Source organism: Pseudomonas sp. PB120, from assembly GCF_009761815.1.
Classification (GTDB): domain Bacteria; phylum Pseudomonadota; class Gammaproteobacteria; order Pseudomonadales; family Pseudomonadaceae; genus Aquipseudomonas.
In genome coordinates this window covers 1-26,306 of sequence record NZ_RWIN01000039.1, presented here as the reverse complement: position 1 = coordinate 26,306, position 26,306 = coordinate 1, and the positions used below count along the sequence as shown (strand labels likewise).

The window sequence follows — 26,306 nt, the reverse complement described above, 5'->3', positions numbered from 1 at the left end:
TACTGTTATTGGAGTGTCGTACGTCGATCCAGGCCACACATTACCTAAACTTGGCAGGTTATTTCTTTAATCCTGCAATGCACGGCGACACAAACAGCTCGCCCCGCCACGCGCCCTGCACCGTGCGTTTGGCGACGATCAGCCACATCACCGTCAATAGCGCCACCAACACGCAGCCGAAGACATTGAAGAACATCAGGTTCAAGGTGCTGGCCAGTTTCAACGTCGCCAAAGAATAGACGCCCAACGGAAAGGTGAAACCCCACCAGCCGAGGTTGAAAGGAATCCCGGCGCGCAGGTAACGCCCGGTGATCAGCAGCGCGATCAGCATCCACCACAGCCCAAAGCCCCACAGCGTGATCCCCGCCACCAGGCCCAGCCCGGCGGCGATTTCACCCATGCCATGCAAGCCGTTGACGGCGAAGATTGCCGGCGCGTCGGCGCCCAGCAGCAACATGCCCAGCGCCCCGGTGCCAATCGGGCCGAGCGCCAGCCAACTCGACGCGGCCATATTTTCGTGGGGCAGTTTGTGCAGCGCCATGCGCAGCAACAGGATCGTCAGAATGCTGAACGCCACCGGCAGGGAAAATGCCCACAGCACGTAGCTGGTCACCATCACCACCAGTTGCGAATGAGCGTCGGCCAAATGTGGCGCCAACAGACCGCCACTGGCCGCTGCCACTTCCGCCGCCACCACGGGCAACAGCCAGACGGCGGTCATCTGATCGATGCTGTGTTCCTGTCGGGTAAACATCATGTAGGGGATCAGCACGCCGCAGGCCAGCGACATCGCCACATCCAGCCACCACAGGATTTCGGCAACTGAAATCACTCCGTCGCCCCAACGTGGCAGGCCAAATACCAGAAAGCCATTGATGATCGTGGCCAGCCCCATGGGGATAGTGCCGAAGAACATCGACACTGTGGAGTGGCCGAAAATCCGCCGAGCCTCGTCGAAAAACATCACCCAGCGTGCCGCGTACACCGCTGTAAACAGTACGAACAAGAAGATGTTGAACAGCCAAAGGCCTTCGGCAACAGCGCGGATACCGGGAATTGCCAGCGGCAACTGGGCCAGTGCCAGCGCCAGCACGCCAGTGCCCATGGTTGCGGCAAACCAGTTCGGGGTGAATTGGCGGATCACTTCCCGAGGGTGCTGTAGATGACTGAAAGGTCTGATGCCAGGTCTGGCAATGTTAGGGCATGTCATGGCGAACTCCTGTCCTCTGGTGAGGTGGAGCCCATGATAGATCCGGATCGAATATCTATATAACGGGTAATATCTCTAACTGTTATCTGTTTTGCAGATATAGATTCAGGTGCCTCTTTCCGATTTCGACACCAGAATCAGGCGCTACACACTTGGGCGGACCGCTGGCGCAGCAGCGCGAGCAAGGCCCCGACGGAAAGGACAATCAGCACGGCGCCGTATCCATCCGTCGTCGCGACCAGGCCAAAGGTGCGAGTCAGATTCCCTGCCAGCAATGCCGGCAGACAGAACGCCAGGTAACTGAGCACATAGAATGCCGACATCAAACCCGCCCGCTCATGGGGCAACGCCAGCGGTACCAGACTGCGTACCGCGCCCATGAAACCGGAGCCGAAGCCGCAACCGGCGATCAGTGTGCCGAGGAAAAACAGTGGCAGGCTCGCGGCGTGCACGCCCAGCAAAAGCAGCACGACGCCCGTTGGCAGCAATGTGCCGCCCAACAACAGTGCCGTGGCGGCAGGACGATTACGCAGGGTGAAGATCATCAATGCACCGGTCAGCGTCAACGCCGCCACCGCCGAGCCGCCAATCAGGTTCGACGTCGAGCCAGTGGCCGTGCGCACCAACGAAGGAGCGAGCGAAGCAAAAAAGCCGCCGAGAGCCCAGGTCGCGGTATTCAGCGGCAATACTCGCCACAATGTGGACCGCGCTTGCTTCGGCACGTGCAGCGTTGGCCGCAACGAAGCCCAGGCCCCCGGCTGCGGACTGACGCTTTCCGGCAAACGCCAGACGTAAACCGCCTGCATCAAAAACAGCGCGAACAGCACCCAATAGGTCAGCTGCAACGGCAGCGGCGCGAACTCCGCCAACAAGCCGCAGCCCATCGCGCCGAGCGCCATGCCGAGTAATGGCGCAACACTGTTGACCAGCGGGCCTTGCTGGCGATCGGTGTCCAGCAGCGCCGCGCTCAGCACCGCCGTGGCCATCCCCGTTGCGAAGCCCTGAAGCACCCGCGCGCTGATCAACCAGGCGACACTGTCAGCGTTGATGAACAGCAACATCGCCAGGATATTCAGCACCACGGCGCTGAAAATCACCGGTTTGCGCCCCAGGTGATCCGACAGCGAGCCCACCGTCAGCAACGCCACCAGCAAGCTGATGGCGTACACACCGAAGATCAGGGTCAGGGTCGCTGCCGAGAACTGCAGTTGCTCCTGATACAAGTGGTACAACGGCGTCGGCGCGGTGGAAGCCGCGAGAAAGCTGAGCAAGGTGATCGCCAGAAACCACAGGCTGGAACGGTTAGACGCTGGACGGGACATGGGCACACTCCGCAAAAGCTAACTTTTTGCTTTTGCAGAGTGTGCTACTGCCCCGCGCTTAAAGCAAATTCTTTGTGTTAAGGTCTGACGCATGGCTATTAAAGAAGGTTTACGCCCCGGCGGTCGCAGCGCCCGGGTACAAGAGTCGGTCCATTCGGCAGTCCGCGCACTCCTTGAAGAGCAGGACCGCGCCAGCGTGACCGTGCCGCAGATCGCCGCTCGCGCGGGCGTTACGCCGTCGACCATTTACCGGCGCTGGGGCGACCTGTCGGTGTTGCTGGCGGATGTCGCCCTCGCCCGCATGCAGCCCGACACCGAGCCGGCCAATACCGGCAGCCTGTCCGGCGACGTGCGCGCCTGGGCGGAACAGTATCTGGACGAAATGAGTTCGGAACCCGGGCGCAACATGCTGCGCGATGTGCAATCGAGCCTGACGCCAGGCTTTTGCGCGACGCTGATTGGCGGGCAATTGCAGACGATTCTGGATCGCTATCCTGATCAGCCGAAGCCGAATGTCGACCGGTTGATCAACATGGTGGCGGCGCCTTGCGTGTTTCGCATCCTGTTTTCACAGGCGCCGCTGGAGGTTGAGGAGTTGCATCGGTTGATCGGGATTGCGTTGAGTCAGTGAGGGCGCCATCGCGAGCAGGCTCGCTCCCACAGTTGATCTTCCTTGACCCCATATTTTGTGAACAACATAGAACCCATGTGGGAGCGAGCCTGCTCGCGATGAGGCCCGCTCAAACACCGAAGATCTGAAAGCCAGCCACCCTGCGACACCCCGCCACGCCACGACCTTGGTCGACACTGACTAACCCCGGCCATCGTGCGAGACTGTCTCACCGGGCGCAGTCCCGGGTGTCTTTTTGCCGGGAGTTTCCATGTCGTTGTCCAGCGGGCTGATCGCCGCCGTCGCCCTCGCCTATATGGCCATCATGTTCGCCATCGCCTTCTACGGTGATCGTCGCAGCGCGCCGTTGCCGCCGCGGGTGCGCGCTTGGGTGTACAGCCTGTCGCTGGCGGTCTACTGCACCAGCTGGACCTTCTTCGGTGCCGTGGGCCAGGCCGCCGAACAACTCTGGTCATTCCTGCCGATCTACCTCGGGCCGATCCTGCTGCTGGTCTGCGCGCCGTGGGTCCTGCAAAAAATGGTGATGATCAGCAAGCAGGAGAACATCACCTCCATTGCCGACTTCATCGCCGCACGCTACGGCAAGTCGCAGTCGCTGGCCGTGGTGGTGGCGCTGATCTGCCTGGTCGGCGTGCTGCCGTACATCGCACTGCAACTCAAGGGCATCGTACTCGGAGTGAACCTGCTGATCGGCGCCGGCGCCGATGCCATGGGTGTTCGCGCCCAGGACACGGCGCTGATCGTGTCCCTGGTACTGGCCCTGTTCACCATCGTTTTCGGTACCCGCAACCTTGACGCCACAGAACACCACCGCGGCATGGTCTTGGCGATTGCGTTCGAGGCGCTGGTCAAGCTGTTCGCTTTTCTGGCGGTGGGCGCGTTTGTGACCTACGGCCTGTACGACGGTTTCGATGACCTGTTTGACCAGGCCATGCTTGCCCCGCGTCTGGAAGCGTACTGGAAGGAAACGATCAATTGGCCGTCGATGGTGGTGCAGACCGGGGTGGCGATGATGGCCATCATCTGCCTGCCGCGACAGTTTCATGTCACCGTGGTCGAGAACATCGATCCGCAGGACCTGCGCCTGGCCAAGTGGGTGTTCCCGACCTACCTCGCCCTGGCGGCGTTGTTTGTAGTACCGATCGCACTGGCGGGTCAGATGATGCTGCCGAGCTCGGTGCTGCCCGACTCTTTCGTCATCAGCTTGCCGTTGGCTCAGGCTCATCCAGCCCTGGCGCTGCTGGCCTTTATCGGCGGTGCGTCGGCGGCGACCGGCATGGTGATCGTGGCGAGCGTGGCACTGTCGACCATGGTCTCCAACGACATGTTGTTGCCGTGGTTGCTGCGACGGAACAATGCCGAGCGGCCGTTCGAAGTGTTCCGCCAGTGGATGCTCTCGGTGCGTCGCGTGAGCATCGTGGTGATTCTGCTGCTGGCCTATGTCAGCTATCGCTTGCTGGGCTCGACCGCGAGCCTGGCAACCATCGGCCAGATCGCCTTCGCCGCCGTGACCCAACTGGCCCCGGCCATGCTCGGCGCGCTGTACTGGAAGCAGGCCAACCGCCGCGGCGTGTTCGCTGGCCTCGCCGCCGGGACATTCCTGTGGTTCTACACCTTGATCCTGCCGATTGCCGCCCACAGCCTGGGTTGGTCGCTGAGCAGTTTCCCGGGGCTCGCGTGGCTGCACAGCAACCCACTGAACCTGCCGCTCACCCCGCTGACCCAAGGCGTGGTGTTGTCCCTGGCGGCCAACTTCACGTTGTTCGCCTGGGTCTCGGTGCTGTCCCGCACGCGGGTGTCGGAACACTGGCAGGCCGGCCGTTTCATCGGCCAGGAAATCAGCGCCCGCCCGAGCGCCCGCTCGATGCTGTCGGTTCAAATCGACGATCTGCTGCAACTGGCCGCCCGCTTCGTCGGCGAAGAACGCGCCCGTCAGAGCTTCATCCGCTTCGCCTATCGCCAGGGCAAAGGCTTCAACCCGAACCAGAATGCCGACAGTGAATGGATCGCCCACACCGAACGTTTGCTGGCCGGTGTACTGGGCGCTTCTTCAACCCGCGCCGTGGTAAAAGCCGCCATCGAAGGTCGGGAGATGCAACTGGAGGATGTCGTCCGGATCGCCGACGAAGCTTCGGAAGTCCTGCAATTCAACCGCGCACTGCTGCAAGGCGCGATCGAGAACATCACCCAGGGCATCAGCGTGGTCGACCAGTCGTTGAAGCTGGTGGCCTGGAACCGCCGTTATCTGGAGCTGTTCAATTACCCGGACGGCTTAATCAGCGTCGGGCGCCCGATTGCCGACATCATTCGCTACAACGCCGAGCGTGGGTTGTGCGGCCCCGGTGAAGCCGAAGTGCACGTCGCCCGCCGCCTGCACTGGATGCGCCAGGGTCGGGCCCACACTTCCGAGCGCCTGTTCCCCAATGGTCGGGTGATCGAACTGATCGGCAACCCGATGCCGGGCGGCGGGTTCGTCATGAGTTTCACCGACATTACCGCGTTCCGCGAAGCCGAGCAGGCACTCACCGAGGCCAACGAAGGTCTGGAGCAGCGCGTTACGGAACGAACTCATGAACTGTCGCAACTCAACGTGGCCCTGACCGAAGCCAAGGGCACCGCCGAGTCGGCGAACCAGTCGAAAACCCGCTTCCTGGCCGCGGTCAGCCACGATTTGATGCAGCCACTGAACGCGGCGCGCCTGTTCTCCGCCGCCCTCTCCCACCAAGACGATGGCTTGTCCAGCGAAGCGCAGAAACTGGTGCATCACCTGGACTCTTCGCTGCGCTCGGCCGAGGACCTGATCAGCGACCTGCTGGACATTTCTCGCCTGGAAAACGGCAAGATCACCCCTGATGCCAAACCGTTCGTGCTCAACGAGTTGTTCGACACACTGGGCGCCGAGTTCAAGGCACTGGCCCGGGATCAGGGGCTGAAGTTTCGCGTACGGGGCAGCACGTTGCGGGTCAACAGCGACATCAAACTGTTGCGCCGCATTCTGCAGAACTTCCTGACCAATGCGTTCCGTTACGCCAGCGGGCCGGTCTTGCTGGGCGTCCGGCGGCGCAACGGCGAGCTGTGCCTGGAGGTCTGGGACCGAGGGCCGGGCATTCCGATTGATAAACAGCAGGTGATTTTCGAAGAGTTCAAACGGCTCGACAGTCATCAGACCCGCGCCGAAAAAGGGCTGGGCCTGGGCCTGGCGATTGCCGATGGCCTGTGTCGCGTGCTCGGGCACAGCTTGCAGGTTCGTTCATGGCCGGGACGCGGCAGCGTGTTCAGCGTCAGTGTGCCGCTGGCTCCGGCGCAAGCTGCGTTGCCAGCCGCGCTCGCCCCCCTCAACGGCAAATTGCCCAGCGGCGCGCAGGTCCTGTGCATCGATAACGAAGACAGCATTCTGATCGGGATGAACAGCTTGCTGACTCGCTGGGGTTGCCAGGTCTGGACTGCGCGTAATCGCGATGAGTGTTCCGCGCTGCTCAGTGACGGGGTGCGTCCGCAATTGGCACTGGTGGACTATCACCTTGACCATGGCGAGACGGGCACCGAGTTGATGGCCTGGTTGCGCACGCAGTTGGGCGAGCCGGTGCCGGGGGTGGTGATCAGTGCTGACGGGCGGCCAGAGATGGTGGCGCAGGTGCATGCAGCGGGGCTGGATTATCTGGCGAAACCGGTGAAGCCGGCGGCGTTGCGGGCGCTGTTGAGTCGGCACTTGCCGTTGTAGCGGGGTTTTGTGGGGGTGCGGCTGACGCTATCGCGAGCAGGCTCGCTCCCACCCTGGACCGAGTTCTGCTGGATAGAACGCGGGATTTTAACTATTCCGGCAACTCGGCCAATCCGTCGACATCGGTCATCGCCCGCTCCAGCAAATCGGCCGGCAGGCTTTTGCTTGCACGCGCGCCGAGCAACTTCAGTTGTTCACTGCGGCTGACCAGGTTGCCACGGCCCTCTGTCAGCTTGTTGCGCGCCGAGCTGTAGGCCTTGTCCAGTTGCTGCAAGCGATTGCCGACTTCATCCAGATCCTGAATGAACAACACGAACTTGTCGTACAGCCACCCGGCGCGTTCGGCGATTTCCCGGGCATTCTGGCTCTGGCGCTCTTGCTTCCACAGGCTGTCGATGACGCGCAATGTCGCCAGTAAGGTGGTTGGGCTGACGATCACGATGTTGCGGTCGAATGCCTCCTGAAACAGGGTCGGCTCCGCTTGCAACGCGGCGGAAAACGCCGCTTCGATCGGCACGAAGAGCAGGACGAAATCCAGGCTGTGCAAGCCATCGAGACGCTTGTAGTCCTTGCCGGCCAGGCCTTTGACGTGATTGCGCAGCGACAGCACATGCTGCTTGATCGCAATCTGGCCGATGGCGTCGTCTTCTGCCGCTACATATTGCTGATAAGCCGTGAGGCTGACCTTGGAGTCGACCACCACCTGCTTGTCGCCCGGCAGGTAAATGATCACGTCCGGCTGGAACCGCTCCCCGTCAGGCCCCTTCAGATTGACCTGGGTCTGGTACTCGCGGCCCTTCTCCAGCCCGGCGTGTTCAAGCACGCGTTCCAGAATCAGCTCGCCCCAGTTACCCTGAGTCTTCTGCCCTTTCAAGGCGCGGGTCAGGTTGGTGGCTTCGTCGCTCAGGCGCAGGTTGAGCTGTTGCAGGCGCTCCAGTTCCTTGGCCAGCGAGAAGCGCTCGCGGGCTTCCGCCTGGTAACTTTCCTCGACGCGTTTTTCGAAAGACTGGATACGTTCTTTCAGCGGATCGAGCAATTGCCCCAGACGCTGCTGACTGGTTTCGGCAAAGCGCTGCTCGCGTTCATCAAAGATCTTCCCCGCCAACTCGGCAAACTGCGCGCGCAGCTCGTCGCGTGAACCCTGCAGGTCGCTGAGGCGCTGCTGGTGGCTTTCCTGTTGCTCGCGCAACTCGGCATTGAGCGAGGCGGCCTGGGCGTCCAGACGACGTAGTTCAGCGTCCTTGCCGGCGCGTTCCAGATTCCAGGCGTGGGAGGCATCGCGAGCATCGTCGCGTTCGATCTGCAGCAGTTCGACTTCGCGGCGCAGGGCTGCCAGATCGGCTTGTTTGGCGGTGTTGGCCTGCCCCAGATCCGCAATTTCGTCGCGACTGGCTTCAAGCTGGGCGTTCAAGCCGTCCTGTGCCAACAGGGCCATGGCCAGACGTTCCTCCAGCAGCGCTGATGCCGACTGCGTGGCGCTCGCCCGCCGCTGGATTTGCCAGGCCAGTACCAGCAAGGGCACGGCGGCGCCCGCCAGACCGAGCAACAGACTGGTCAAATCCATAGCCATAACGATTCCTGTCGAAGAGATAAAGCTGGAAGGTTAACCAAGGCGTCAGGTCTTGGACAGCTCAGTCTTCGATCAGGCCCAGTTCCTGTTGCGCGCGCCGATCCCCTGCGCGTGCGGCCTGACGCAACAGATCCTGGCCAATGCGACGATCCCGGGCATTCCCGCACTCACGGCACATCAGTTGGCCGAGACGGCTTTGCGCGGCCACGATGCCTTCGCGGGCAGGCTGCTTGAGCAAGCGTCCGGCGAAATGTTTGACGTTGGTGTTTTCGCTCAGGCGCGGGCTGTCGAGCAACCATTCGGCCACGCGCATCGAGAAACGCTTGGGAGGGGTAACACTGGAGGGTGCGGAGGTGTTGGAGATTGATACTGAACGAAACTTCATAAAGCTCTGTGGGGCAGATCAGAAGGCGCGCCACTCTACTCTTTTTTTCTTACAGGTAAAGCCTAAAAAAACCCGGCACGCCCGTGCTAGAGCAAGCGCTCGGGACAATCCACAGAAGCTGTGGATAACTCAGTGGACAACCGCCCTTGAACTCTCGCAAAGCCGTGTGGAATGGGGCCTGCAGTCAAACTGACGATTTTTTCACCAGTAAAAAAAACCGATGTTTTTCATTGACTTAAATTTTGGTTACAGGCACCCACTGCGTTTGAAGGGAAGATGACAGGGGGGTGACAAGCCGCCCGACTTATGTGCACAACTACCTTCGAAGCGGTTATATCCATGCGCTTTTTCGGCGCAATTTTCGCCCTGACCTGTGGATATACCTTGGCAAACCCCGGATCCAGGCACGTTGAAGGTCGACGAACGGCGCTGACCAACAGTCGGAATCTGCGCTACTCCAGGGCGCGCGCAATCTTTTTTGCTATCACACTTCCCTTCTGCAATTCAATCCGTTAGTATCCGCGGCGTTAGTACCAAGCTGAAAGTCAATTCTGGTCGAACAAATCCCCCCGGTCAGCCTTCCCAACGGAAGCTTCCACCGAACAAGCGGGATCGACCACCTCGATGGTTTCCAGGTAAACCTTGCGCCGACACAGCCTTTGAATCGAATGCAAAGGGTGTTGCGAAGTTCTCTTACTCTGACCGAACCAGCCTGCAAATTGATCAGGATCTTCACCCCGGGCCCAGAACCTTTGCCCTTGATGTGTTGCCTGCCCTCCTAAGTACCTACCTGCCAGCCCAAGCGCGCCAATTATCAGCGCTTCAAACTGGCTGCTTTGTTCCAGTCGGGTTCTTCGTTCGACCAACGGTGGTCGTCGTCACTGGAACGTTTTAATTTTGCACGGCTCTTATCCGTGTCGCTTGTAGGAACACCCATACATGAATACTCAAATCCATACCCAGGATGCCATTCGCACCCTAACCAACGCTTTTGCACCAATGAACTGCCTGATCATGGCCGCTCGCAAAGGCTGCTTCAGCTTCACTCTGGTCAACGAACACGGCATCGCTCGCCACAGCGAACGTCTGTACCCCGATCAATACTCCAGCGCAGAACCGCTGCAGGCCGTGATCGATCGTACCCGTCAGGCATTGATTGCCTGATACCCCAGAACGACTGAACACCTCAAAAGCCTCGCTCAAAAAGCGGGGCTTTTTATTGCCCGATATTTCTCCTTCGGCCGACCATGCCTAAGCACTAACCGATATAACGGTTATAACTCGAAGCCGGAAATATTTTAAAAACAGGCCTTTACGTCGCGAATATGACACTACACTTCAACTCAAGCGGCTTGATCCGCTTCCGGCGGGCCTGAGTTCCAACCATCGCTGCCAACGCTGACTATCAGGTCTCGCCGCCTAATTTCTGTTTCGAGGGTTTTATGGGTATCGCTGCCAGCGAACTGTGCCGCTATGTGATACGTCCGACATTGATCTACCTGGGACGCCATAGCGCAACTGCCGAATCCCTGCTGCTGGGCATCGCCGCCAGCCAGTCTGCCCTTGGTACCGCGCTGCATGACCGCCGTGGACACGGCCTGTATCGAATCGCCGAACCTCGCCATCAAGCCCTATGGGACCACTACCTCGCACTGGACCCGGAACGCGCGAGTCTGGTCCGTGGCCTGGCCAGCCAGCATGCCTTCCTGAGTGGCCCGCACCTTGAATTGACCGTTAACCTGCGTTACGCCACTGCCATCGCCTGGCTGCTGGTGGAAGAACAGAACACCCCGCTCCCCGAAGCCGGCGACCTGCTGGGAATGGCCCGAATCTGGCGCCAGACCTTCCAGCCTCAAGGACGCCTCAGAGACTTCACCTACGCTTGGCAAACCTGTGTTTCACCGCTGAATCAGGTCGCCTGCTGATCCGCCGTTTTCACAAGATCGCATAACAGGTCGCGAATCCGGTCGGATTGTCCTACAAAACCGCTCTAAATCAACGCATACAGCCTATGGCGCTGGGACGAAAATGTTGGTAATTTTCGCCCCGGTGATCACCAGGAGTTCTAATAATGAAAAAAGTAATGCTCAAAACCACCCTTAGCCTCGCCGTTACCTTGGCATCCACCCAAATCTTCGCGAGTGGCTTTGCCCTTAACGAACAAAGCATCAGCGGGATGGGTACAGGTTTTGCCGGGCGATCTTCATCTGCCGACGACGCATCCACCGTTTTTGGCAACCCTGCCGGCATGTCGCGCCTCAAGCGCGAACAAGTGACCGGCGGTGTTGCATTTATCGACGCGCACACTGACATCAGTGATGCCAGCTCCCGCCCGAACAGCGGTACCAATAAAGGTGACATGGTCCCTTTCATGGGCGTACCGATGGGCTACTACGTCAAGCCAATCGATGACCAGTGGGCCGTCGGTTTCGGCGTCTACGCTCCATTCGGCCTGGTGACCGACTACGAGAACGGCTTCGCCGGCAAATACTTCGGCACCAAGAGCGAAGTCAAAATCGTAACGTTCCAGCCTACCGTCAGCTACGCCTTCAATGACAAGGTGTCGATCGGTTTCGGTCCGACCATCAACCGCATCGACGGTACCCTGGAGTCGAATCTGTCGCTGAGCCCGAACCCACTTGCTCCGGACGGTAACGTCAAAATCAAGGGTGACGACACTGCGCTGGGCTACAACATCGGTATCATGGTTCAAGCCACCGATTCCACTCGCGTCGGCCTGACCTATCACTCGAAAGTGAAATACAAGCTCGACGGTGACACCAAAATCAACTACGTCGGCCTCGCTGCCCTGCGTCAGAGCCCGAACCAGAAGTATGACGCTTCGCTGGATATCACCACGCCTGAGTCGGTCGACTTCTCGGTCACTCATCAGCTGGACTCTCAGTGGACCCTCTATGCAGGCAGCACCTGGACTCGCTGGAGCCGCCTGAAAGAAATCTCCGTCGAGAACAGCGGCGTTCCTGCTGGCCTGAACCCTCTGTTCGGTACTATCACTGAAGAACAGAACTGGCACGACACCTGGGCTCACGCCATCGGTGCTTCTTATCAGCTGAACAAGCAGTGGGTACTGCGTACCGGTCTGTCCGTTGACCAGTCTCCGACCAACAACGAAAACCGTTCCCCTCGTATCCCGACGGGTGATCGCACGGTATTCAGCCTGGGTGCCGGCTGGAGCCCGACCGACGACCTGACCATCGACCTCGCGTACTCGTACTTGAAAGAAGAGTCGGTCAAGATCAACGACAACAACGGTGCTCCTCGCAACCAAAGCTACAACGCCAAGTATGAAAACTGGGCAAACGGTTTCGGTCTCGGTGCAACCTACCGCTTCTAATGATTCACGGCGAACCTGAACCACTCGCCGCCTGAATTGAAAAAGCCCCGCTCTCTTGTACAGAGGCGGGGCTTTTTAGTGGGCGTCGATCAGGGTTGCGAAGCCAGGGCTTTCTCCACGGCTTCGATGAACTCGGGATCGTCGGGCTTGGTCAGGCTGGAAAAATGGGCAATGACTTTGCCCTTGCGATCGACCACGTACTTATAGAAATTCCACTTTGGCGCGCTGGCCTGCTTCGCGAGAACTTTGAACAAGTGGGTCGCATCGTCACCGCGAACGCTCTGCGGCTCGGTCATGGTGAAGGTCACGCCGTAATTCACGTAACAGACCTTGGCGGTTTCCTCGCCATCCTTGGACTCCTGCTTGAAGTCATTGGACGGAACGCCAATCACCTCCAATCCTTTGTCCTTGTAGCGCTGATACAGCGCCTCAAGGCTTTTGAACTGGGGGGCGAAACCACAAAAGCTCGCGGTATTGACCACTACCAGCGGTTTGCCGGCGAAGCGCTGGCACAAGTCGATGGTTTCCTTGGCGCGCAACTTGGGCAACGAGCCTTGCAAAAGCTCGGGGCACTCGGCTGCGTGAGCCATGCCGGTCAAGGCGACCAGTAACGCGGGTACTGCAAGCCAGCGCATCAGCATGTCGTTACATCCTTGAGAAGTCGTCACGCGTCGACGTTACTCGCCCTCGCCGCTCGCTAGCAAGCACCCATGCCCAACTGCATCAACGCCAGCCCGCCCCGCTGCCAGCCCCACCACGCCAGGGCCAACAGCAAGATGCAGACGGCTACGACAGCTATACGCGGCCAGAGACTGTTCATGTCATGCCGCACTCATGCGGGTGTTCAGCCGTGCCACGGGTTGTTCACGCACCGGCCAGTTCAGGACCGCGGCGACCAGGCTCAAGGCAATCGCCACCTGCCAGATCAAGTCGTAGCTCCCAGTCCGGTCGTACACTACCCCGCCCAGCCAGCCGCCCAGGAAGGAGCCGAGCTGATGAAACAGGAACACAATCCCGCCGAGCATCGACAGGTTTCGTACACCGAACAGGGTCGCCACGGTGCCGTTGGTCAGGGGCACGGTCGACAGCCATAAAAAGCCCATCGCCATGCCAAACAGGTACGCGGTGGTGGTCGTGACCGGCGCCCACAGGAACAACCCGATGACCACCGCCCGCAGCAAGTACAGGCCGGTGAGCAGGCGCGGCTTGGACATCCGCCCGCCGAGCCAGCCGGCGGTGTACGTACCGAAGATATTAAACAGCCCGATCAGCGCCAGCACTGTGGTGCCGACGGTCGCCGGAAGATGCTGATCCACCAGGTACGCCGGCAAATGCACGCCGATGAACACCACCTGGAAGCCGCAGACAAAAAAGCCGAACGCCAACAGCCAGAATCCCGAATGAGAGCACGCTTCGCGCAGCGCTTCGGACAAGGTCTGTTCATGGCCAAGCACGGGCAACGGCTTGTCCTTGAGCATGCTCACCAGCGGTACGATCAGCGCCACCAGCAAACCCAACACCAATAATGCCGCGGACCAGCCGAGCCAGCCGATCAACCCCAGCGTGCCCGGCAACATCGCGAACTGGCCGAAAGAACCGGCGGCGCTGGCGATCCCCATGCCCATGCTGCGTTTTTCCGGCGGCACCGCACGGCCAACCACACCCAGAATCACCGAGAACGAAGTGCCCGACAGCCCGATACCGATCAGCAAGCCGGCGCTCAAGGACAGGGTCACGGCCGAATCGGACATCCCCATGAACACCAGGCCCAACGCATACAGGACACCACCAACCAACACGACTTTCGCCGCGCCGAAGCGGTCGGCCAGCGCGCCGGTGAACGGCTGCGCCAGCCCCCAGATCAGGTTCTGCAGGGCGATGGCGAAGGCAAACGTCTCGCGCCCCCAGCCAAACTCGGCGCTCATCGGCGCCAGGAACAGCCCGAAACCGTGTCGCACGCCCAATGACAACGCAAGAATCAGCGCACTCCCTAACAGAACCCAACCGCAAGTACGCCACATCGATGTCATTGTTATTCTCCGGTAGCGGGTATATACCCGCTTAAGATCGGAAAAACCGGCATCACGCCAGCTCGTCCAGCAGTCTCAACAAGGTTTCGCGCTTCTCCGCGCCCAGACGATCAATCAATCGCTGCTGTGCTGCTTCCCACGCCGGCAATGCGGCGGCCAGCCGCTCAACGCCAGCCTCGGTGAGCCTGACGATGCGATTGCGCATGTCTTCGCCCTCGACCAGGGTCAGCAGGCCTTCGCCTTCCAGCACGCGCAAATTTCGCCCAAGGGTGCTGCGATCCAGGCCCATGGCTTCGGCCAGGGTCGAGATGCTCGGTTGGTCCAGGCGCTGCAGATTGCACAGCAAAGAATACTGGGCAACGTTGATGCCGAAGCCGTCGAGAGCGCCGTCGTAATGCCTGCTGACGCCACGGGCGGCGCGACGCAGGTTGATGCATAAGCATTGGGAGTCGAGCATGGTGCGTGTATATACCCGTGGTTGTGTTAAATCAAGTTTCAAAATTTTCGTCGCTGGGAAGTTGCCCTCGCGGGCAAGCCCGCGAAGGGGCCAGCACATACACCCGATTAACATCAGACCAACGCCAGCCCCACCAACACCACCATCTCCAGCAACTCCAGCAACGCCCCCGCCGTGTCCCCCGTGCTCCCGCCCAATCGACGCAGCATCACCTGCCGCAACCAGACAAACACCAACGCCGCGAGCGCCAATGCGAACACGCCGCCAAGACCGGCAACCAGCACACACGCCAACGCGCTCACCGCCAGGACCTGCTTGCCCGTCGATCGTGGTAAATGATCCGCCAGCGCCTGCCCCAATCCACCGGCCCGCACATACGGCGTGGTCAGGAACAACCCCAGCAGCGCGCCGCGGCCGATCAAGGGAACGATGATCAGGGCGGCTGCGTTGTGCTGCTCGATCAACGCCAGCAACGCAGTGAACTTGAGCAGCAACACCAGCCCCAGCGTCACCACCGCAATCGGACCGCTGCGCGGGTCTTTCATGATCGTCAGCGTACGCTCGCGATCACCGAACCCGCCGAGCCAGGCATCGGCGCTGTCGGCCAGGCCGTCGAGGTGCAACGCGCCGCTGAGCAACACCCAAACGGTCAACAACAGCGCCGCGTGAAGCAGCAACGGCGTGCCCAGCAACAGCCAGTTCAGCGCCCACAGAATTGCGCCGAACAACAGCCCCACCAAGGGATAAAACAGCAGCGAGCGCCCCAATTCCTGCGGCGTCGGCATGCCCGGCAGGCGAACCGGCAGACTGCTCAAGAATTGCAGGGCGATCCAGAACGGCAACATGATCAGCGCACTTCCTTGAGCATGACGCCAGGCTCTACGCTCAACGAAAACAGCGCGCCATGGCCGACTTCAACGTTGAGCAACTGTTCCCGGGGCAATCCTCGCGCCTGCGCCAGCAACAAACGCATCACGCCGCCATGACTGATCAGCAACACTCGCTCGCCCGCATAGGCCGCCTGCAAGCGCCCGACAGCAGCCAAAACCCGCGCCGAAAAATCCTCAACCGGCTCACCCTGAGGCGGCGTAAACGCATACGGGTCGGCCCAGAACAGGCCCAATGCTTCGGCATCGGTTTCCATCAACTTAATCGCACTCTGCCCTTCCCAGGCACCGAAGTGCAGTTCTTGCAGATCCTTTTCCAGCTGCACCGGCAGCCCAAGTTGGCGACCAAGCTCTTGAGCGAATCGCGCGCAACGCTGCAACGGCGAGCTGATCAGGCGATCCCAAGGCCCCTGATCAACCACCGCCACACGCATTTGCGCCCAGCCCTGGTCGGTCAGCGCGTCGTCGAGGCTGCCGCGCAAGCCGCCGCCGAGTTCGGTTTCGCCGTGGCGCAACAGGTCGAGATTCAAGGTCATGCCGGGCGGTCCGCCACCGCGGCTTCGGCGAAGGTCGCCATTTGCCCGTGAAGGTCGCAAGCCAGACGCAGCAGAGGAACGGCCAGCGCGGCCCCGCTGCCTTCGCCCAAACGCAGGCCAAGATCGAGCAGCGGTTCGGCGTTCAGGGTTTCCAGCACATGGCGATGGCCCAGCTCCGCGCCACGATGGCCGAACAACAGCCACTGCCGGCATTCAGGGTTCAAGCGCACCGCCACCAACGCCGCGACGCTGCAAATGAAACCGTCCACCAGCACCGCGACGCCTTCCTGCGCGCAGGCCAGGTACGCGCCCACCAGCGCGACGATTTCAAAGCCGCCGAGGTTGAACAGCGTGTGCAACGCATCGCCGCGCTGAGCACCGTGCCGCGTCAAGGCGCGCTCAATGACCTGGGCTTTATGACTGACACCCGCCGCGTTCAGCCCGGTGCCCGGCCCGGTCAGTTGCACCACCGGGCAATCGAGCAATGCACACGCCAACGCACTGGCGGCCGTGGTGTTGCCGATGCCCATCTCGCCACCGATGAACAACTGCGCGCCTCCCGCGATGGCACGCTGCACGCTGTCGCGACCGGCCTGCAACGCCCGTTCGCCCTGCGCGACTGTCATGGCCGGGCCTTGTACAAAATTCGCCGTGCCCGGGCCGATATTCAGGTGACGCACGCCAGGCAAATTCAACGTCGGGGTGACCGTGCCCAGATCCACCACTTCCAGGGAGGCGCCAAGCTGTCGCGCCAACACGCTGATCGCCGCGCCACCGCTGACGAAGTTGTGCAGCATCTGCCCGGTGACTTCCCGGGGAAACGCCGACACGCCTTCGGCCACCACGCCGTGATCACCGGCAAAAATCGCGATCCAGACCTGATCCAGACTCGGTTTGACCCGTCCCTGCATCCCCGCCAATTGCACCGCCACCGACTCGAGCTGACCGAGGGAACCGGCCGGTTTGGTCAATTGCTGTTGACGGGCCTCGGCCTGCTCGACCACCTGTGCATTGATCGGCTTGCACGGGTTCAGCCACCAGGATTGAGTCATAACGCAGTTCCTTTCAAAGTCAGGGGCAGGCCGGCGACGGTCAGGATCACTCGCTGACAACGCTCGGCCAGAGCTTGATGCAGCCAACCGGCTTCATCGACATAGCGGCGAGTCAATTCGCCCAGCGGCACGACACCCATTCCGGTCTCGTTGCTGACAAAAATGATTTCACCCGGCAACGACGCCAGGCAATCGAGCAACGCATCGCGCTCGGCCGTCAGCCGCTGCGGGTTATCGAGCATCAGCAGATTGGTCAGCCACAGGGTCAGGCAATCCACCAGCAGGCAATGGCCTTCGCGGGCGCTTTCGCGCAGGACGCGGGCGAGTTCCAGGGGTTCTTCGATCAGCGCCCATTCGGCGGGACGGCGGGCGCGGTGATGCGCGACACGTTCGCTCATTTCGCCGTCGAGGGGTTGGCTGGTGGCGATGTAGGTCACCTGGAGCTGACTGTCTGTTGCCAGTTTTTCGGCCAGGCGGCTTTTGCCGGAGCGGGCGCCGCCGAGGATCAGTTGCAGCATGGTTTATTCCTTTAGATGTGCGGTGTACCGACGGGCCTCATCGCGAGCAGGCTCGCTCCCACATTGGAATGCGGGCTTCTGTGGGAGCGAGCCTGCTCGCGATGGATTCACCCTAAATCCCGCAGAGCTCACGCAACAGCCGGGTATCCAGATGTTGCTCCACCAGATCCGCCAATCGCTCGATATCACGCTCGCGCAACCCGTGGTAATCCACGTCCTGGACATCCTGCAAACCGGCCCAGCGCAACAACGCGCTGCACGCCGCCGGCGACTCGAACAGCCCATGCAGGTACGTACCGAAAATCTGCCCATCGACACTTTGCGCACCGTCGCAGCGACCGTCGTCCAGCTGTACGGCAGCGTTTTCCAACGCCGGCCCGGTGGTCACGCCGGCATGAATTTCGTAGCCGCTGACTTCAGCGTTTTCCAGCGCCAAATGGCCGCGCACGTTGCGCAGTTGCTTCTCTTCTTCGAGTTGCGTTTCGAAGGCCAACAACCCGAGACCGGCACTGGAGCCCGGCGCGCCTTCAAGACCCAGCGGGTCATGCACCTGCTCACCGAGCATTTGCAGGCCACCGCAAATGCCCAGCACTTTGCCGCCGTAACGCAGGTGACGAGCGATGGCGCCGTCCCAACCGCTGCCACGCAGGTACGCGAGGTCGCTGCGCACGCTTTTCGAACCGGGGAGGATAATCAGGTCTGCCGGTGGAATCGCCTGGCCAGGGCCGATGAATTGCAGGTCCACTTGCGGGTGCAGGCGCAGCGGATCGAAATCGGTGTGGTTGCTGATGCGCGGCAACACCGGGACCACGACTTTCAACACCTGTTCAGCCTTTTCGGTCTGGCGCTGATCGATGCCGTCTTCGGCTTCCAGGTGCAGGTCCATCACGTAAGGCAGCACGCCGATCACCGGTTTGCCGGTGCGCGCTTCGAGCCAGTCGAGGCCGGGTTGCAGCAAGGCGAGGTCACCGCGAAAACGGTTGATGATGAAACCTTTGACCCGCGCCTGCTCACTGGGCGACAACAATTCCAGGGTGCCCACCAGGTGCGCGAAGACCCCGCCGCGATTGATGTCGGCAATCAGCACGACCGGGCAATCGACAGCCTCGGCAAAGCCCATGTTGGCGATGTCACCAGCGCGTAAATTGATCTCGGCCGGCGAGCCTGCGCCCTCGACCATCACCACCGGATACGCCGCGCTCAAGCGTTGATGGGAGGCGAGCACCGCTTGCATCGCGATGCCTTTGTAATCGTGATAAGCGACGGCATTCATCGTGGTGACGGCGCGACCATGAATGATCACTTGGGCGCCGGTATCGCTGTTGGGTTTGAGCAGCACCGGGTTCATGTCGGTGTGCGGTTCCAGATGGGCCGCCTGTGCCTGCACGGCTTGCGCGCGACCGATCTCGCCACCGTCCGCCGTCACCGCACTGTTGAGCGCCATGTTCTGCGGCTTGAATGGCACGACACGCACACCCTGGCGCGTAACCCAACGACACAGCGCCGTCACCAGGGTGCTTTTACCGGCATCGGACGTCGTGCCTTGCACCATTAATGTAGTCATTGCGCTTCCTTGGCGTAGGCATCGAGCGCTTGCGCCAGACGGGCCCAATCGGCTTCCTCACCGGGCAAGCCGAATCGCAGGCTGCTGTTGTGGGTGAACAATCGCAAAAGGATGCCGCGCCGGGCCATGAACTGATGCAGATGCTCGGCGCGCTCGGTGATCAGCCACTGGAACAGCGCGCAACCGCCCTGAGGATTGAATCCGTACTGATCAAGCAGCAGGGCCAAACGCTCGCTGGCCTCTTCGGTGCGCTGCCGTTGCCGCGCATGCCCCTCGGTGTCCAGCAGACACGCCTGGCCCACCACGCGGCTCGGCCCGCTGACCGCCCAGGGCCCCACTTGCTCGGCCAGCAACTTGAGCAACTTGCGCTCGGCCACCACGAACCCCAGGCGCACCCCGGCCAGGCCGAAAAACTTGCCAAAGGACCGCAGCACGATCAAACCGACCTGATTGGCAAACGGAGCCACGCTCAGCGCTGGTGTGTTGTCCATGAAGGCCTCGTCTACCACCAGCCAGCCACCGCGCTGGGCCAGACGCGCATGCCAGTCGAGCAAACGACTCGGCGGCAGGCTCAGGCCCGTGGGGTTGTTGGGGTTGACCACCACCAGCACGTCGAGGCTATCGAGGTAAAAGTCGGCTTCCTGCTCCAGCACTTCACGCACGATGTAACCATTGCGGCGCCACGCTTCGGCGTGTTCGGCGTAACACGGCGACAGCACGCCGACCTTGCCGGCCCGGCGCAAACGCGGCAGCAGCTGGATGGCCATTTGCGAACCGGCGACCGGCAATACCTGCGCGGCACCGTAGTAATCACACGCGGCCTGTTCCAGGCCGTCATCGGTCTCCGGCAAGCGCGCCCAGGCCCGTTGCGGAATGTCCGGCACAGGAAACGGCCAGGGTGCGAGGCCGCTGGACAGGTCGAGCCATTCGGCTTCGGCAATGCCGTAGTCGAGCGCCGCTTTACGTAACCGACCACCGTGTTCAAGCATAAAATTCAGCCCCCACGCAGAGAATCAGCAGCCATAACCATACGCCGCGCTGGACCAATTGCCAGCCACGGTCGATGGAGTCGGCATCCGCCGGCACCCCTTCCCCCAGCGCTGGCCGCTGATGCAGTTCGCCGTGATAAATCGCCGCGCCGCCCAACTCGACACCGAGTGCACCAGCGCCGGCGGCCATCACCGGACCGGCATTCGGGCTGTCCCAGGTCGGGCCCTGGTTGCGCCAGCATGTGAGTGCCAGTCGGGTTTTGCCAAACAGCGCGTAGGTCAACGCCACCAGTCGCGCCGGAATGTAGTTGAGCACGTCGTCGATCTTCGCGGCAGCCCAGCCGAAACGTTCGAAGCGTTCATTGCGATAGCCCCACATCGCATCGAGCGTATTGCTCAAGCGGTAGAGCACGACGCCGGGCGCGCCGGCCACGGCAAACCAGAACAGCGCGGCGAACACCGCGTCACTGCCGTTTTCCAGGACCGACTCGGTGGCCGCGCGGGCGACTTCAGTTTTATCCAGCTCACTGGTCTGACGGCTGACCAGATACCCCACGCGCTTGCGCGCTTCTTCCAGGTCATCGCTGCGCAAGGCCTTCGCCACTGGCTCGACGTGTTCGCCGAGGCTGCGCATGCCGAGGGCGCAATAGAGCGCGAGAATCTCGACGATCCAGCCGACATAGGGCGCCCAGGAAAATGCCGTGGCCAAGAGTGTCAGCGGCAACACGGCGATCACCCAGGCGGTGACGCCGTGGCTGCGCCAGCCGCGCCCTTCCCCGTTGAAGCGTTGTTCGATGCGGTCGGCAAAACGGCCGAACGCCACCAGCGGATGCCAGCGTTTGGGTTCACCCAGCAGCGCATCCAACGCCACCGCGGCGACACTCAACAACGCCACACTCATTGACTCACTCCCCAATAATTCTCGTACAACAGTTCGCTGAGCGAACGCGCCTGCGCCCAGCCTTCGAGCACCAGCATCGGTGCCGGATAAAATTCTTTAACTGGCCCCAGACAGAGGACGGCCAACGGTTTGGCGCCGGACGGCAACCCCAGCAGATCGGCCAGGGCTTGCGGGTCGAACAGCGAGACCCAGCCCATCCCGAGCCCTTCGGCGCGGGAGGCCAGCCAGAGGTTCTGGATCGCGCAGGAAAGCGAAGCCATGTCCATTTCCGGCAGCGTGCGCCGGCCGAAGATATGCCGCTCGCGATCGTCCATCAACGCCGCGACCAGCACTTCGGCGCAGTCGTTGATGCCTTCGACCTTGAGCTTCATGAATTCGTCGGTGCGCTCGCCGAGGGCTTCGGCGGTGCGGATGCGCTCTTCTTCCACCAGCAACTGGATCTTGCCGCGCAGGGCCCGGTCGCTGATGCGAATGAAGCGCCAAGGCTGCATCAGGCCGACGCTGGGTGCCTGATGCGCGGCTTCGAGCAGGCGCCTGAGCAATTCAGGTTCGACGGTGCCGCCGCTGAAGTGGCGCATGTCGCGGCGTTCACCGATGGCGCGGTAGATCGCCGCGCGTTCGGCTTCGGAGAATGCGTTGTCGGTCATGGCCGCTTCGCGAGCAAGCTCGCTCCTACAGGGGACCGCGTTTCGTCAGGCGAGAAGCCTTTCAATGTAGGAGTGAGCCTGCTCGCGATGGCGGTCTCCGGATCAGGCGCAAACAGTGCGGCAACAGCGCCTGGATTCGACGGAAAATAAAAGTGCACATAAGAAGCCGTCATCCGCCCCTCACGGTAAACCGCCTCCGCGCCCCGCCCGCCATTGGGGCTCAACCCGCGAGCAATCGGCTCAAGCTGTGTGCTGGTCAACGAATGGTGATAGGTGTGCCCGCGCAACGCCCCTTCCGGCAACTCGACGGCCTGCAAGGCCAACGCCGCCAGACGCTTTTGCATCACCGCATCGCCCGTCAGCAAACCCACCAGTTCAGCGCGGGTGCCTTCGACATCGGTCAACGAATCGAGCAGATACAACATGCCGCCACACTCGGCCAGCAACGGTTTGCCGGCGGCGTGGTGAGCGCGAATGGCCTCGAGCATCGGGGTGTTCTGCGACAGCGCCACATGGTGCAATTCCGGGTAACCGCCCGGCAGATAAAGGCTGTCCGCTTCCGGTAATTGCGCGTCACGGATCGGCGAGAAAAACAGCAGCTCGGCGCCCATCGCTCGCAGCAAATCCAGGCTCGCGCCGTAGGTGAACGCGAATGCTTCATCGCGGGCCACGGCAATTCGAACGCCGGCGAGCAGCGGCTCGGCAGCGATCACATCGGGGGCGGCGAATTCCACCGCCGGCGGCAACGCGACCTCGCAGCTGCTGGCCAATGCATCGGCCGCCGCATCGAGGCGCACGTCGAGATCGTTCAACTCGCTGGCTTGCACCAGGCCGAGATGGCGGCTCGGCAATTCGATCCCGGTTTCCCGGGACAAGGCGCCGTACCAGCGCAAGCCCTGGGTCAGGCTGCCTTCAAGCAATTGCGCATGACGCAAGGTGCCGACACGATTGGCCAACACGCCGGCAAACGGCAAGTCTGGCTGATACATCGCCAGCCCCAGCGCCAGTGCGCCAAAGGTCTGGGCCATGGCGGTGCCGTCGATCACACCGAGCACCGGCACGCCGAAGTGTCGCGCCAGGTCAGCGCTGGACGGCGTACCGTCGAACAGGCCCATGACGCCTTCGATGAGGATCAGGTCCGCCTCGCCGGCGGCTTCCCACAACAGTCGGCGACTTTCCTGCTCGCCGACCATCCACATGTCCAGTTGATACACCGGCGCGCCACTGGCGCGCTCGAGAATCATCGGGTCGAGAAAGTCCGGGCCGCATTTGAACACGCGGACCTTACGCCCCTGATTGCGATGCAAACGGGCCAGCGCGGCGGTGACGGTGGTCTTGCCCTGACCGGAGGCCGGCGCGGCGATGAGCACCGCCGGGCAATGACGGGGTTGATTCACAGTTCGACGCCTTTTTGCGCTTTGATCCCGGCCTGGAACGCATGCTTGATCACGCCCATTTCGGTAACGGTATCCGCCAGCTCGATCATCTCCGGTTTGGCACCGCGACCGGTGACCACCACATGTTGCATCGGCGGACGGGCCTGCAGATCGCTGAGCACCTGATCGAGGTCGAGATAGCCGTGTTTGAGCGCGATGTTCAACTCATCCAGCACCACCAGACCGATCGACGGATCGCGCAGCAACTCTTGCGACACGGCCCACGCCGCTTCGGCGGCGGCGATATCACGCTGGCGATCCTGGGTTTCCCAGGTGAACCCCTCGCCCATCACATGAAAACGCACTTGCTCCGGGAAGCGCCGGAAGAACAGTTCTTCGCCCGTACTGTTGCGGCCCTTGATGAACTGCACCACGCCGCATTGCATGCCGTGGCCCATGGACCGGGCGAGCATGCCGAACGCCGAGCTGCTTTTGCCTTTGCCGTTGCCGGTCAGCACCAGCAGCAGGCCGCATTCATTCGGGGAATTGGCGATGCGTTCGTCGATCACGGCTTTTTTGCGCTGCATGCGCGCCAGGTGGCGTTCGTCACGATCGGGGGTATCAGTCATGGGGGAGCTCTCCGTTGAGGCTGGATAACGGCGGGCAGGCACAAGAATAGACGGCAAAAAGCCTGGCATCGCCCACCGTGATGCCGCTGGATGAGTCAGGCCGGTCTCCGGGCTCATGAGCGGCGATCTGCCGGACTGCGCGCCTTCCCATGCCGACGATCGACACAGTGGCACAAGGCGCAGTCTTCACTCATTTACCGTTGCGGGGGCAGCGCCGGGATCGCGGTTCTTCCTGGCGGAATGAACGCACTCACCGGCTTCCCTGTTTCACTCTGTCGACCAAGGTCACAGAGCACCTGAAACAAGCCGCGAAGGTTAGAGGGTTGGGGGTAGAGCGTCAATTGAAGACAGAACGCCAGCGAAAGATATACTGCCGCCGGTCAATTGAATGGCGCCATTGTTGTGTCAACGCGCCAGCAATGATATCAAAGAGCCACAACCTACAATCAAAATAACAAGGGTGAGCTACATGCAAGGCATGATCATCAGCAATCCGAAGCTGGAATTCCTGCGCCCGATGCTGGAGCGCTGGTTTGACTGTATCGACCGGTACAATGCCGTGCGCGGCGATAACGACACCCCCTACTGGTTCGATGAAAAAGCCAACCTCGGCCTGCTTTCCGCTGCAGCCTGGATGGCGGAAATGGTGACGCTTCAACAAACCCCGACCCGCAAACAGAACGAAGAAGGCGAGCGCAACGGCCGCGCCGACCTGTTCATCGCGACCACCGAAGAACGCGCCTACCTGCAAACCACGCAACGCTGGCCACGGGTCAACAGCCTCAACCTGACCCAGGCGCTGATCGACATCACCAGCGACGCGAAGAAGATCAGCTACGCCAGCGACCTGAAACTCGGCTGCCTGTTTGTGGCGCCGCAAAAGGCCCAGCATGGCGCCACGCCGGAAGAACTCCAGGACATGGTCGACGACCTGCAAAAGGAACACAGCTGCGCCGTTGCCTGGTATTTCCCTTACGCCTACCGCAAGTTGCGCAATGAAGCGGGCAACTATCACCCAGGCATCGCCGTATTGTTCAAGGAAGCCCGCGGCTGACCTGTTGAACCTTCGAAGCTTCCTGCGTCTCTATGAATAAATAAGGCATTCATAGGGAAGATCAGCATGCGCAAGCCTCAGCTCGTTCTTGTCATCGCGCTCGCCGGAGGGCTCGCCGCTTGCGGTGAAACCTCCAGCCTGCAAGTTTCCGACGGCACCGGCCCCTCGCCAAAACTGCCCGAACCCAACAAAACACTGATCCCCACGGTGAATGTCGCCCCCGCGATTGGCTGGCCCAGCGGCGCAAAACCGACCGCTGCCGCCGGCACCCAAGTGGCGGCATTTGCCGAAAGCCTCGACCACCCGCGCTGGCTCTACGTGCTGCCCAACGGCGATGTGCTGGTGGCCGAAACCAACGCGCCACCCAAGCCCGAAGACGGCAAAGGCATTCGCGGCTGGGTGATGGGCAAAGTCATGGGCCGTGCCGGCGCCACCGTACCGAGCCCGAACCGGATCACGCTGCTGCGCGACCAGGACCACGACGGCATCGCCGAAACCCGCACGGTCTTCCTCGAAAACCTGAACTCGCCCTTCGGCATGACCCTGGTCGGCAATGACCTCTACGTCGCCGACACCGACCGTTTGCTGCGCTTCCACTATGAGAGCGGCGAGACCGCGATCAAATCGCCGCCGATCAAAGTGGTCGACTTGCCGGGCGGCCCGCTGAATCACCACTGGACCAAAAACGTGATCGCCAGCCAGGACGGCAGCAAGCTGTATGTCACGGTGGGCTCCAACAGCAATGTCGCCGAAAACGGCATGGACAAGGAAGAAGGCCGGGCAGCGATCTGGGAAGTGGACCGGGCCACCGGCAACCACCGGATCTTTGCCTCGGGCTTGCGCAACCCTAATGGCATGGCCTGGGAACCCAACAGCGGCGCCTTGTGGACGGCGGTCAACGAGCGAGATGAAATCGGCAGCGACCTGGTGCCGGACTACATCACCTCGGTCAAGGACGGCGCGTTCTACGGCTGGCCGTTCAGCTATTACGGGCAGCACGTCGACATCCGCGTAGAGCCGCAAAACCCGGACCTGGTGGCCAAGGCCATCAAACCGGACTACGCCGTCGGCCCGCATACCGCGTCACTGGGCCTGACGTTTGCTCAAGGCAACACCCTCCCCGCGCAGTTCAAGGAGGGCGCCTTCATCGGCCAGCACGGTTCATGGAACCGCAATCCGCACAGCGGCTACAAAGTGATCTTCGTGCCGTTCAGTGCGGGCAAACCGAATGGGCCGCCAGTTGATGTGCTCACCGGTTTCCTGAATGCCGACGAGGATGCGATGGGCCGCCCGGTGGGCGTGGTGATTGATCAGCAAGGTGATTTGCTGGTGGCGGATGATGTGGGGAACAAGGTGTGGCGGGTGTCGGCGGTTAAGTAATTACGCGCCTGAGAACATACCCCCCCGTAGGAGCGAGCCTGCTCGCGATGGCGGTGGGTCAGTCAACATTTATGTCGCCTGATACACCGCTA

The 26,306-nt window shown here is 61.5% G+C and carries 25 protein-coding genes and 1 riboswitch; of the genes, 7 read left to right on the top strand and 18 right to left on the bottom strand.

Features of this window, described 5'->3' with window-relative positions:
• Positions 1 to 58 precede the first annotated feature (58 nt).
• Positions 59 to 1,210 carry a TDT family transporter gene (locus tag EJA72_RS07485; protein WP_157710862.1) on the bottom strand — a complete coding sequence of 384 codons (1,152 nt, stop codon included), beginning with the start codon at positions 1,208 to 1,210 and terminating at the stop codon, positions 59 to 61.
• A gap of 137 nt (positions 1,211 to 1,347) precedes the next feature.
• Positions 1,348 to 2,532, bottom strand: coding sequence for an MFS transporter (locus EJA72_RS07480; protein WP_157710861.1), 1,185 nt, complete (start codon positions 2,530 to 2,532; stop codon positions 1,348 to 1,350).
• 91 nt (positions 2,533 to 2,623) lie between these two features.
• Here EJA72_RS07480 and EJA72_RS07475 point away from each other — a divergent pair, with 91 nt between their 5' ends.
• Entirely contained in the window at positions 2,624 to 3,163 is a 540-nt protein-coding gene (locus tag EJA72_RS07475) for a TetR/AcrR family transcriptional regulator (RefSeq protein WP_157710860.1), read from the top strand.
• Between the two features lie 250 nt (positions 3,164 to 3,413).
• Entirely contained in the window at positions 3,414 to 6,884 is a 3,471-nt protein-coding gene (locus tag EJA72_RS07470; protein ID WP_157710859.1) for a PAS domain-containing hybrid sensor histidine kinase/response regulator, read from the top strand.
• Between the two features lie 91 nt (positions 6,885 to 6,975).
• Here the strand turns inward: EJA72_RS07470 and rmuC are convergent, their stop codons facing one another.
• Together rmuC and EJA72_RS07460 are read right to left on the bottom strand one after the other, a co-directional pair.
• Positions 6,976 to 8,340: a DNA recombination protein RmuC gene (gene rmuC, locus EJA72_RS07465; RefSeq protein ID WP_178129170.1), complete on the bottom strand. Its 1,365-nt coding sequence runs from the start codon at positions 8,338 to 8,340 to the stop codon at positions 6,976 to 6,978.
• A gap of 175 nt (positions 8,341 to 8,515) precedes the next feature.
• Positions 8,516 to 8,839 (bottom strand): sel1 repeat family protein, encoded by a 324-nt coding sequence (locus tag EJA72_RS07460; RefSeq protein WP_157710857.1) that lies wholly within the window; start codon positions 8,837 to 8,839, stop codon positions 8,516 to 8,518.
• Between the two features lie 939 nt (positions 8,840 to 9,778).
• Here EJA72_RS07460 and EJA72_RS07455 point away from each other — a divergent pair.
• The 3 genes from EJA72_RS07455 (at position 9,779) to EJA72_RS07445 (ending at position 12,194) form a co-directional block, all read left to right on the top strand.
• The gene (locus EJA72_RS07455; protein ID WP_157710856.1) at positions 9,779 to 10,003 is read left to right on the top strand and encodes a hypothetical protein; all 225 of its coding nucleotides are present in this window, start codon (positions 9,779 to 9,781) and stop codon (positions 10,001 to 10,003) included.
• 278 nt (positions 10,004 to 10,281) lie between these two features.
• On the top strand, positions 10,282 to 10,764 hold the full coding sequence (locus EJA72_RS07450) for a hypothetical protein (RefSeq protein WP_157710855.1): 483 nt from the start codon (positions 10,282 to 10,284) through the stop codon (positions 10,762 to 10,764).
• 146 nt (positions 10,765 to 10,910) lie between these two features.
• Complete coding sequence (locus EJA72_RS07445) at positions 10,911 to 12,194, top strand: OmpP1/FadL family transporter (RefSeq protein WP_157710854.1); 1,284 nt, start codon at positions 10,911 to 10,913, stop codon at positions 12,192 to 12,194.
• A gap of 89 nt (positions 12,195 to 12,283) precedes the next feature.
• On the opposite strand, the gene EJA72_RS07440 is transcribed toward EJA72_RS07445, so the two are convergent.
• The 14 genes from EJA72_RS07440 to cobO all read right to left on the bottom strand — a co-directional run bounded on the left by EJA72_RS07440 (position 12,284) and on the right by cobO (position 23,780).
• Positions 12,284 to 12,835, bottom strand: a complete 552-nt coding sequence (locus EJA72_RS07440; protein ID WP_157710853.1) for a glutathione peroxidase — start codon at positions 12,833 to 12,835, stop codon at positions 12,284 to 12,286.
• Positions 12,836 to 12,891: 56 nt separating this feature from the next.
• Positions 12,892 to 13,014 carry a hypothetical protein gene (locus tag EJA72_RS29180; RefSeq protein ID WP_256679648.1) on the bottom strand — a complete coding sequence of 41 codons (123 nt, stop codon included), beginning with the start codon at positions 13,012 to 13,014 and terminating at the stop codon, positions 12,892 to 12,894.
• A gap of 1 nt (position 13,015) precedes the next feature.
• Positions 13,016 to 14,224 (bottom strand): MFS transporter, encoded by a 1,209-nt coding sequence (locus tag EJA72_RS07435; RefSeq protein WP_157710852.1) that lies wholly within the window; start codon positions 14,222 to 14,224, stop codon positions 13,016 to 13,018.
• A 52-nt stretch (positions 14,225 to 14,276) separates the two neighbouring features.
• Positions 14,277 to 14,681, bottom strand: a complete 405-nt coding sequence (locus EJA72_RS07430) for a MarR family winged helix-turn-helix transcriptional regulator (RefSeq protein ID WP_157710851.1) — start codon at positions 14,679 to 14,681, stop codon at positions 14,277 to 14,279.
• Between the two features lie 113 nt (positions 14,682 to 14,794).
• Complete coding sequence (locus EJA72_RS07425; protein WP_157710850.1) at positions 14,795 to 15,526, bottom strand: adenosylcobinamide-GDP ribazoletransferase; 732 nt, start codon at positions 15,524 to 15,526, stop codon at positions 14,795 to 14,797.
• A 2-nt stretch (positions 15,527 to 15,528) separates the two neighbouring features.
• Complete coding sequence (gene cobC, locus EJA72_RS07420) at positions 15,529 to 16,104, bottom strand: alpha-ribazole phosphatase family protein (protein ID WP_157710849.1); 576 nt, start codon at positions 16,102 to 16,104, stop codon at positions 15,529 to 15,531.
• Complete coding sequence (gene cobT / locus EJA72_RS07415; protein ID WP_157710848.1) at positions 16,101 to 17,156, bottom strand: nicotinate-nucleotide--dimethylbenzimidazole phosphoribosyltransferase; 1,056 nt, start codon at positions 17,154 to 17,156, stop codon at positions 16,101 to 16,103. The genes cobC and cobT overlap by 4 nt, the downstream gene beginning before the upstream one ends.
• The gene (gene cobU, locus EJA72_RS07410) at positions 17,153 to 17,674 is read right to left on the bottom strand and encodes a bifunctional adenosylcobinamide kinase/adenosylcobinamide-phosphate guanylyltransferase (RefSeq protein ID WP_157710847.1); all 522 of its coding nucleotides are present in this window, start codon (positions 17,672 to 17,674) and stop codon (positions 17,153 to 17,155) included. Before cobU ends, cobT begins: the two co-directional genes overlap by 4 nt.
• A gap of 112 nt (positions 17,675 to 17,786) precedes the next feature.
• Entirely contained in the window at positions 17,787 to 19,238 is a 1,452-nt protein-coding gene (locus EJA72_RS07405; protein WP_157710846.1) for a cobyric acid synthase, read from the bottom strand.
• On the bottom strand, positions 19,235 to 20,227 hold the full coding sequence (gene cobD / locus EJA72_RS07400; RefSeq protein WP_157710845.1) for a threonine-phosphate decarboxylase CobD: 993 nt from the start codon (positions 20,225 to 20,227) through the stop codon (positions 19,235 to 19,237). The genes EJA72_RS07405 and cobD overlap by 4 nt, the downstream gene beginning before the upstream one ends.
• Positions 20,220 to 21,128, bottom strand: coding sequence for an adenosylcobinamide-phosphate synthase CbiB (cbiB, locus tag EJA72_RS07395; protein WP_157710844.1), 909 nt, complete (start codon positions 21,126 to 21,128; stop codon positions 20,220 to 20,222). The genes cobD and cbiB overlap by 8 nt, the downstream gene beginning before the upstream one ends.
• Positions 21,125 to 21,775 carry a 5,6-dimethylbenzimidazole synthase gene (gene bluB, locus EJA72_RS07390; protein ID WP_157710843.1) on the bottom strand — a complete coding sequence of 217 codons (651 nt, stop codon included), beginning with the start codon at positions 21,773 to 21,775 and terminating at the stop codon, positions 21,125 to 21,127. Before bluB ends, cbiB begins: the two co-directional genes overlap by 4 nt.
• On the bottom strand, positions 21,772 to 23,172 hold the full coding sequence (locus EJA72_RS07385; protein ID WP_178129151.1) for a cobyrinate a,c-diamide synthase: 1,401 nt from the start codon (positions 23,170 to 23,172) through the stop codon (positions 21,772 to 21,774). The genes bluB and EJA72_RS07385 overlap by 4 nt, the downstream gene beginning before the upstream one ends.
• Complete coding sequence (gene cobO / locus EJA72_RS07380) at positions 23,169 to 23,780, bottom strand: cob(I)yrinic acid a,c-diamide adenosyltransferase (protein WP_059402199.1); 612 nt, start codon at positions 23,778 to 23,780, stop codon at positions 23,169 to 23,171. The genes EJA72_RS07385 and cobO overlap by 4 nt, the downstream gene beginning before the upstream one ends.
• Before the next feature lie 80 nt (positions 23,781 to 23,860).
• Positions 23,861 to 24,095: riboswitch (cobalamin riboswitch) on the bottom strand.
• 154 nt (positions 24,096 to 24,249) lie between these two features.
• On the opposite strand from cobO, the gene EJA72_RS07375 reads away from it, so the two are divergent.
• Both EJA72_RS07375 and EJA72_RS07370 read left to right on the top strand, forming a co-directional pair.
• A complete protein-coding gene (locus EJA72_RS07375; RefSeq protein WP_157710842.1) occupies positions 24,250 to 24,834 on the top strand; it encodes a hypothetical protein in 585 nt (194 codons plus the stop codon).
• A gap of 66 nt (positions 24,835 to 24,900) precedes the next feature.
• Positions 24,901 to 26,214 (top strand): sorbosone dehydrogenase family protein, encoded by a 1,314-nt coding sequence (locus tag EJA72_RS07370; protein WP_157710841.1) that lies wholly within the window; start codon positions 24,901 to 24,903, stop codon positions 26,212 to 26,214.
• Positions 26,215 to 26,306 lie beyond the last annotated feature (92 nt).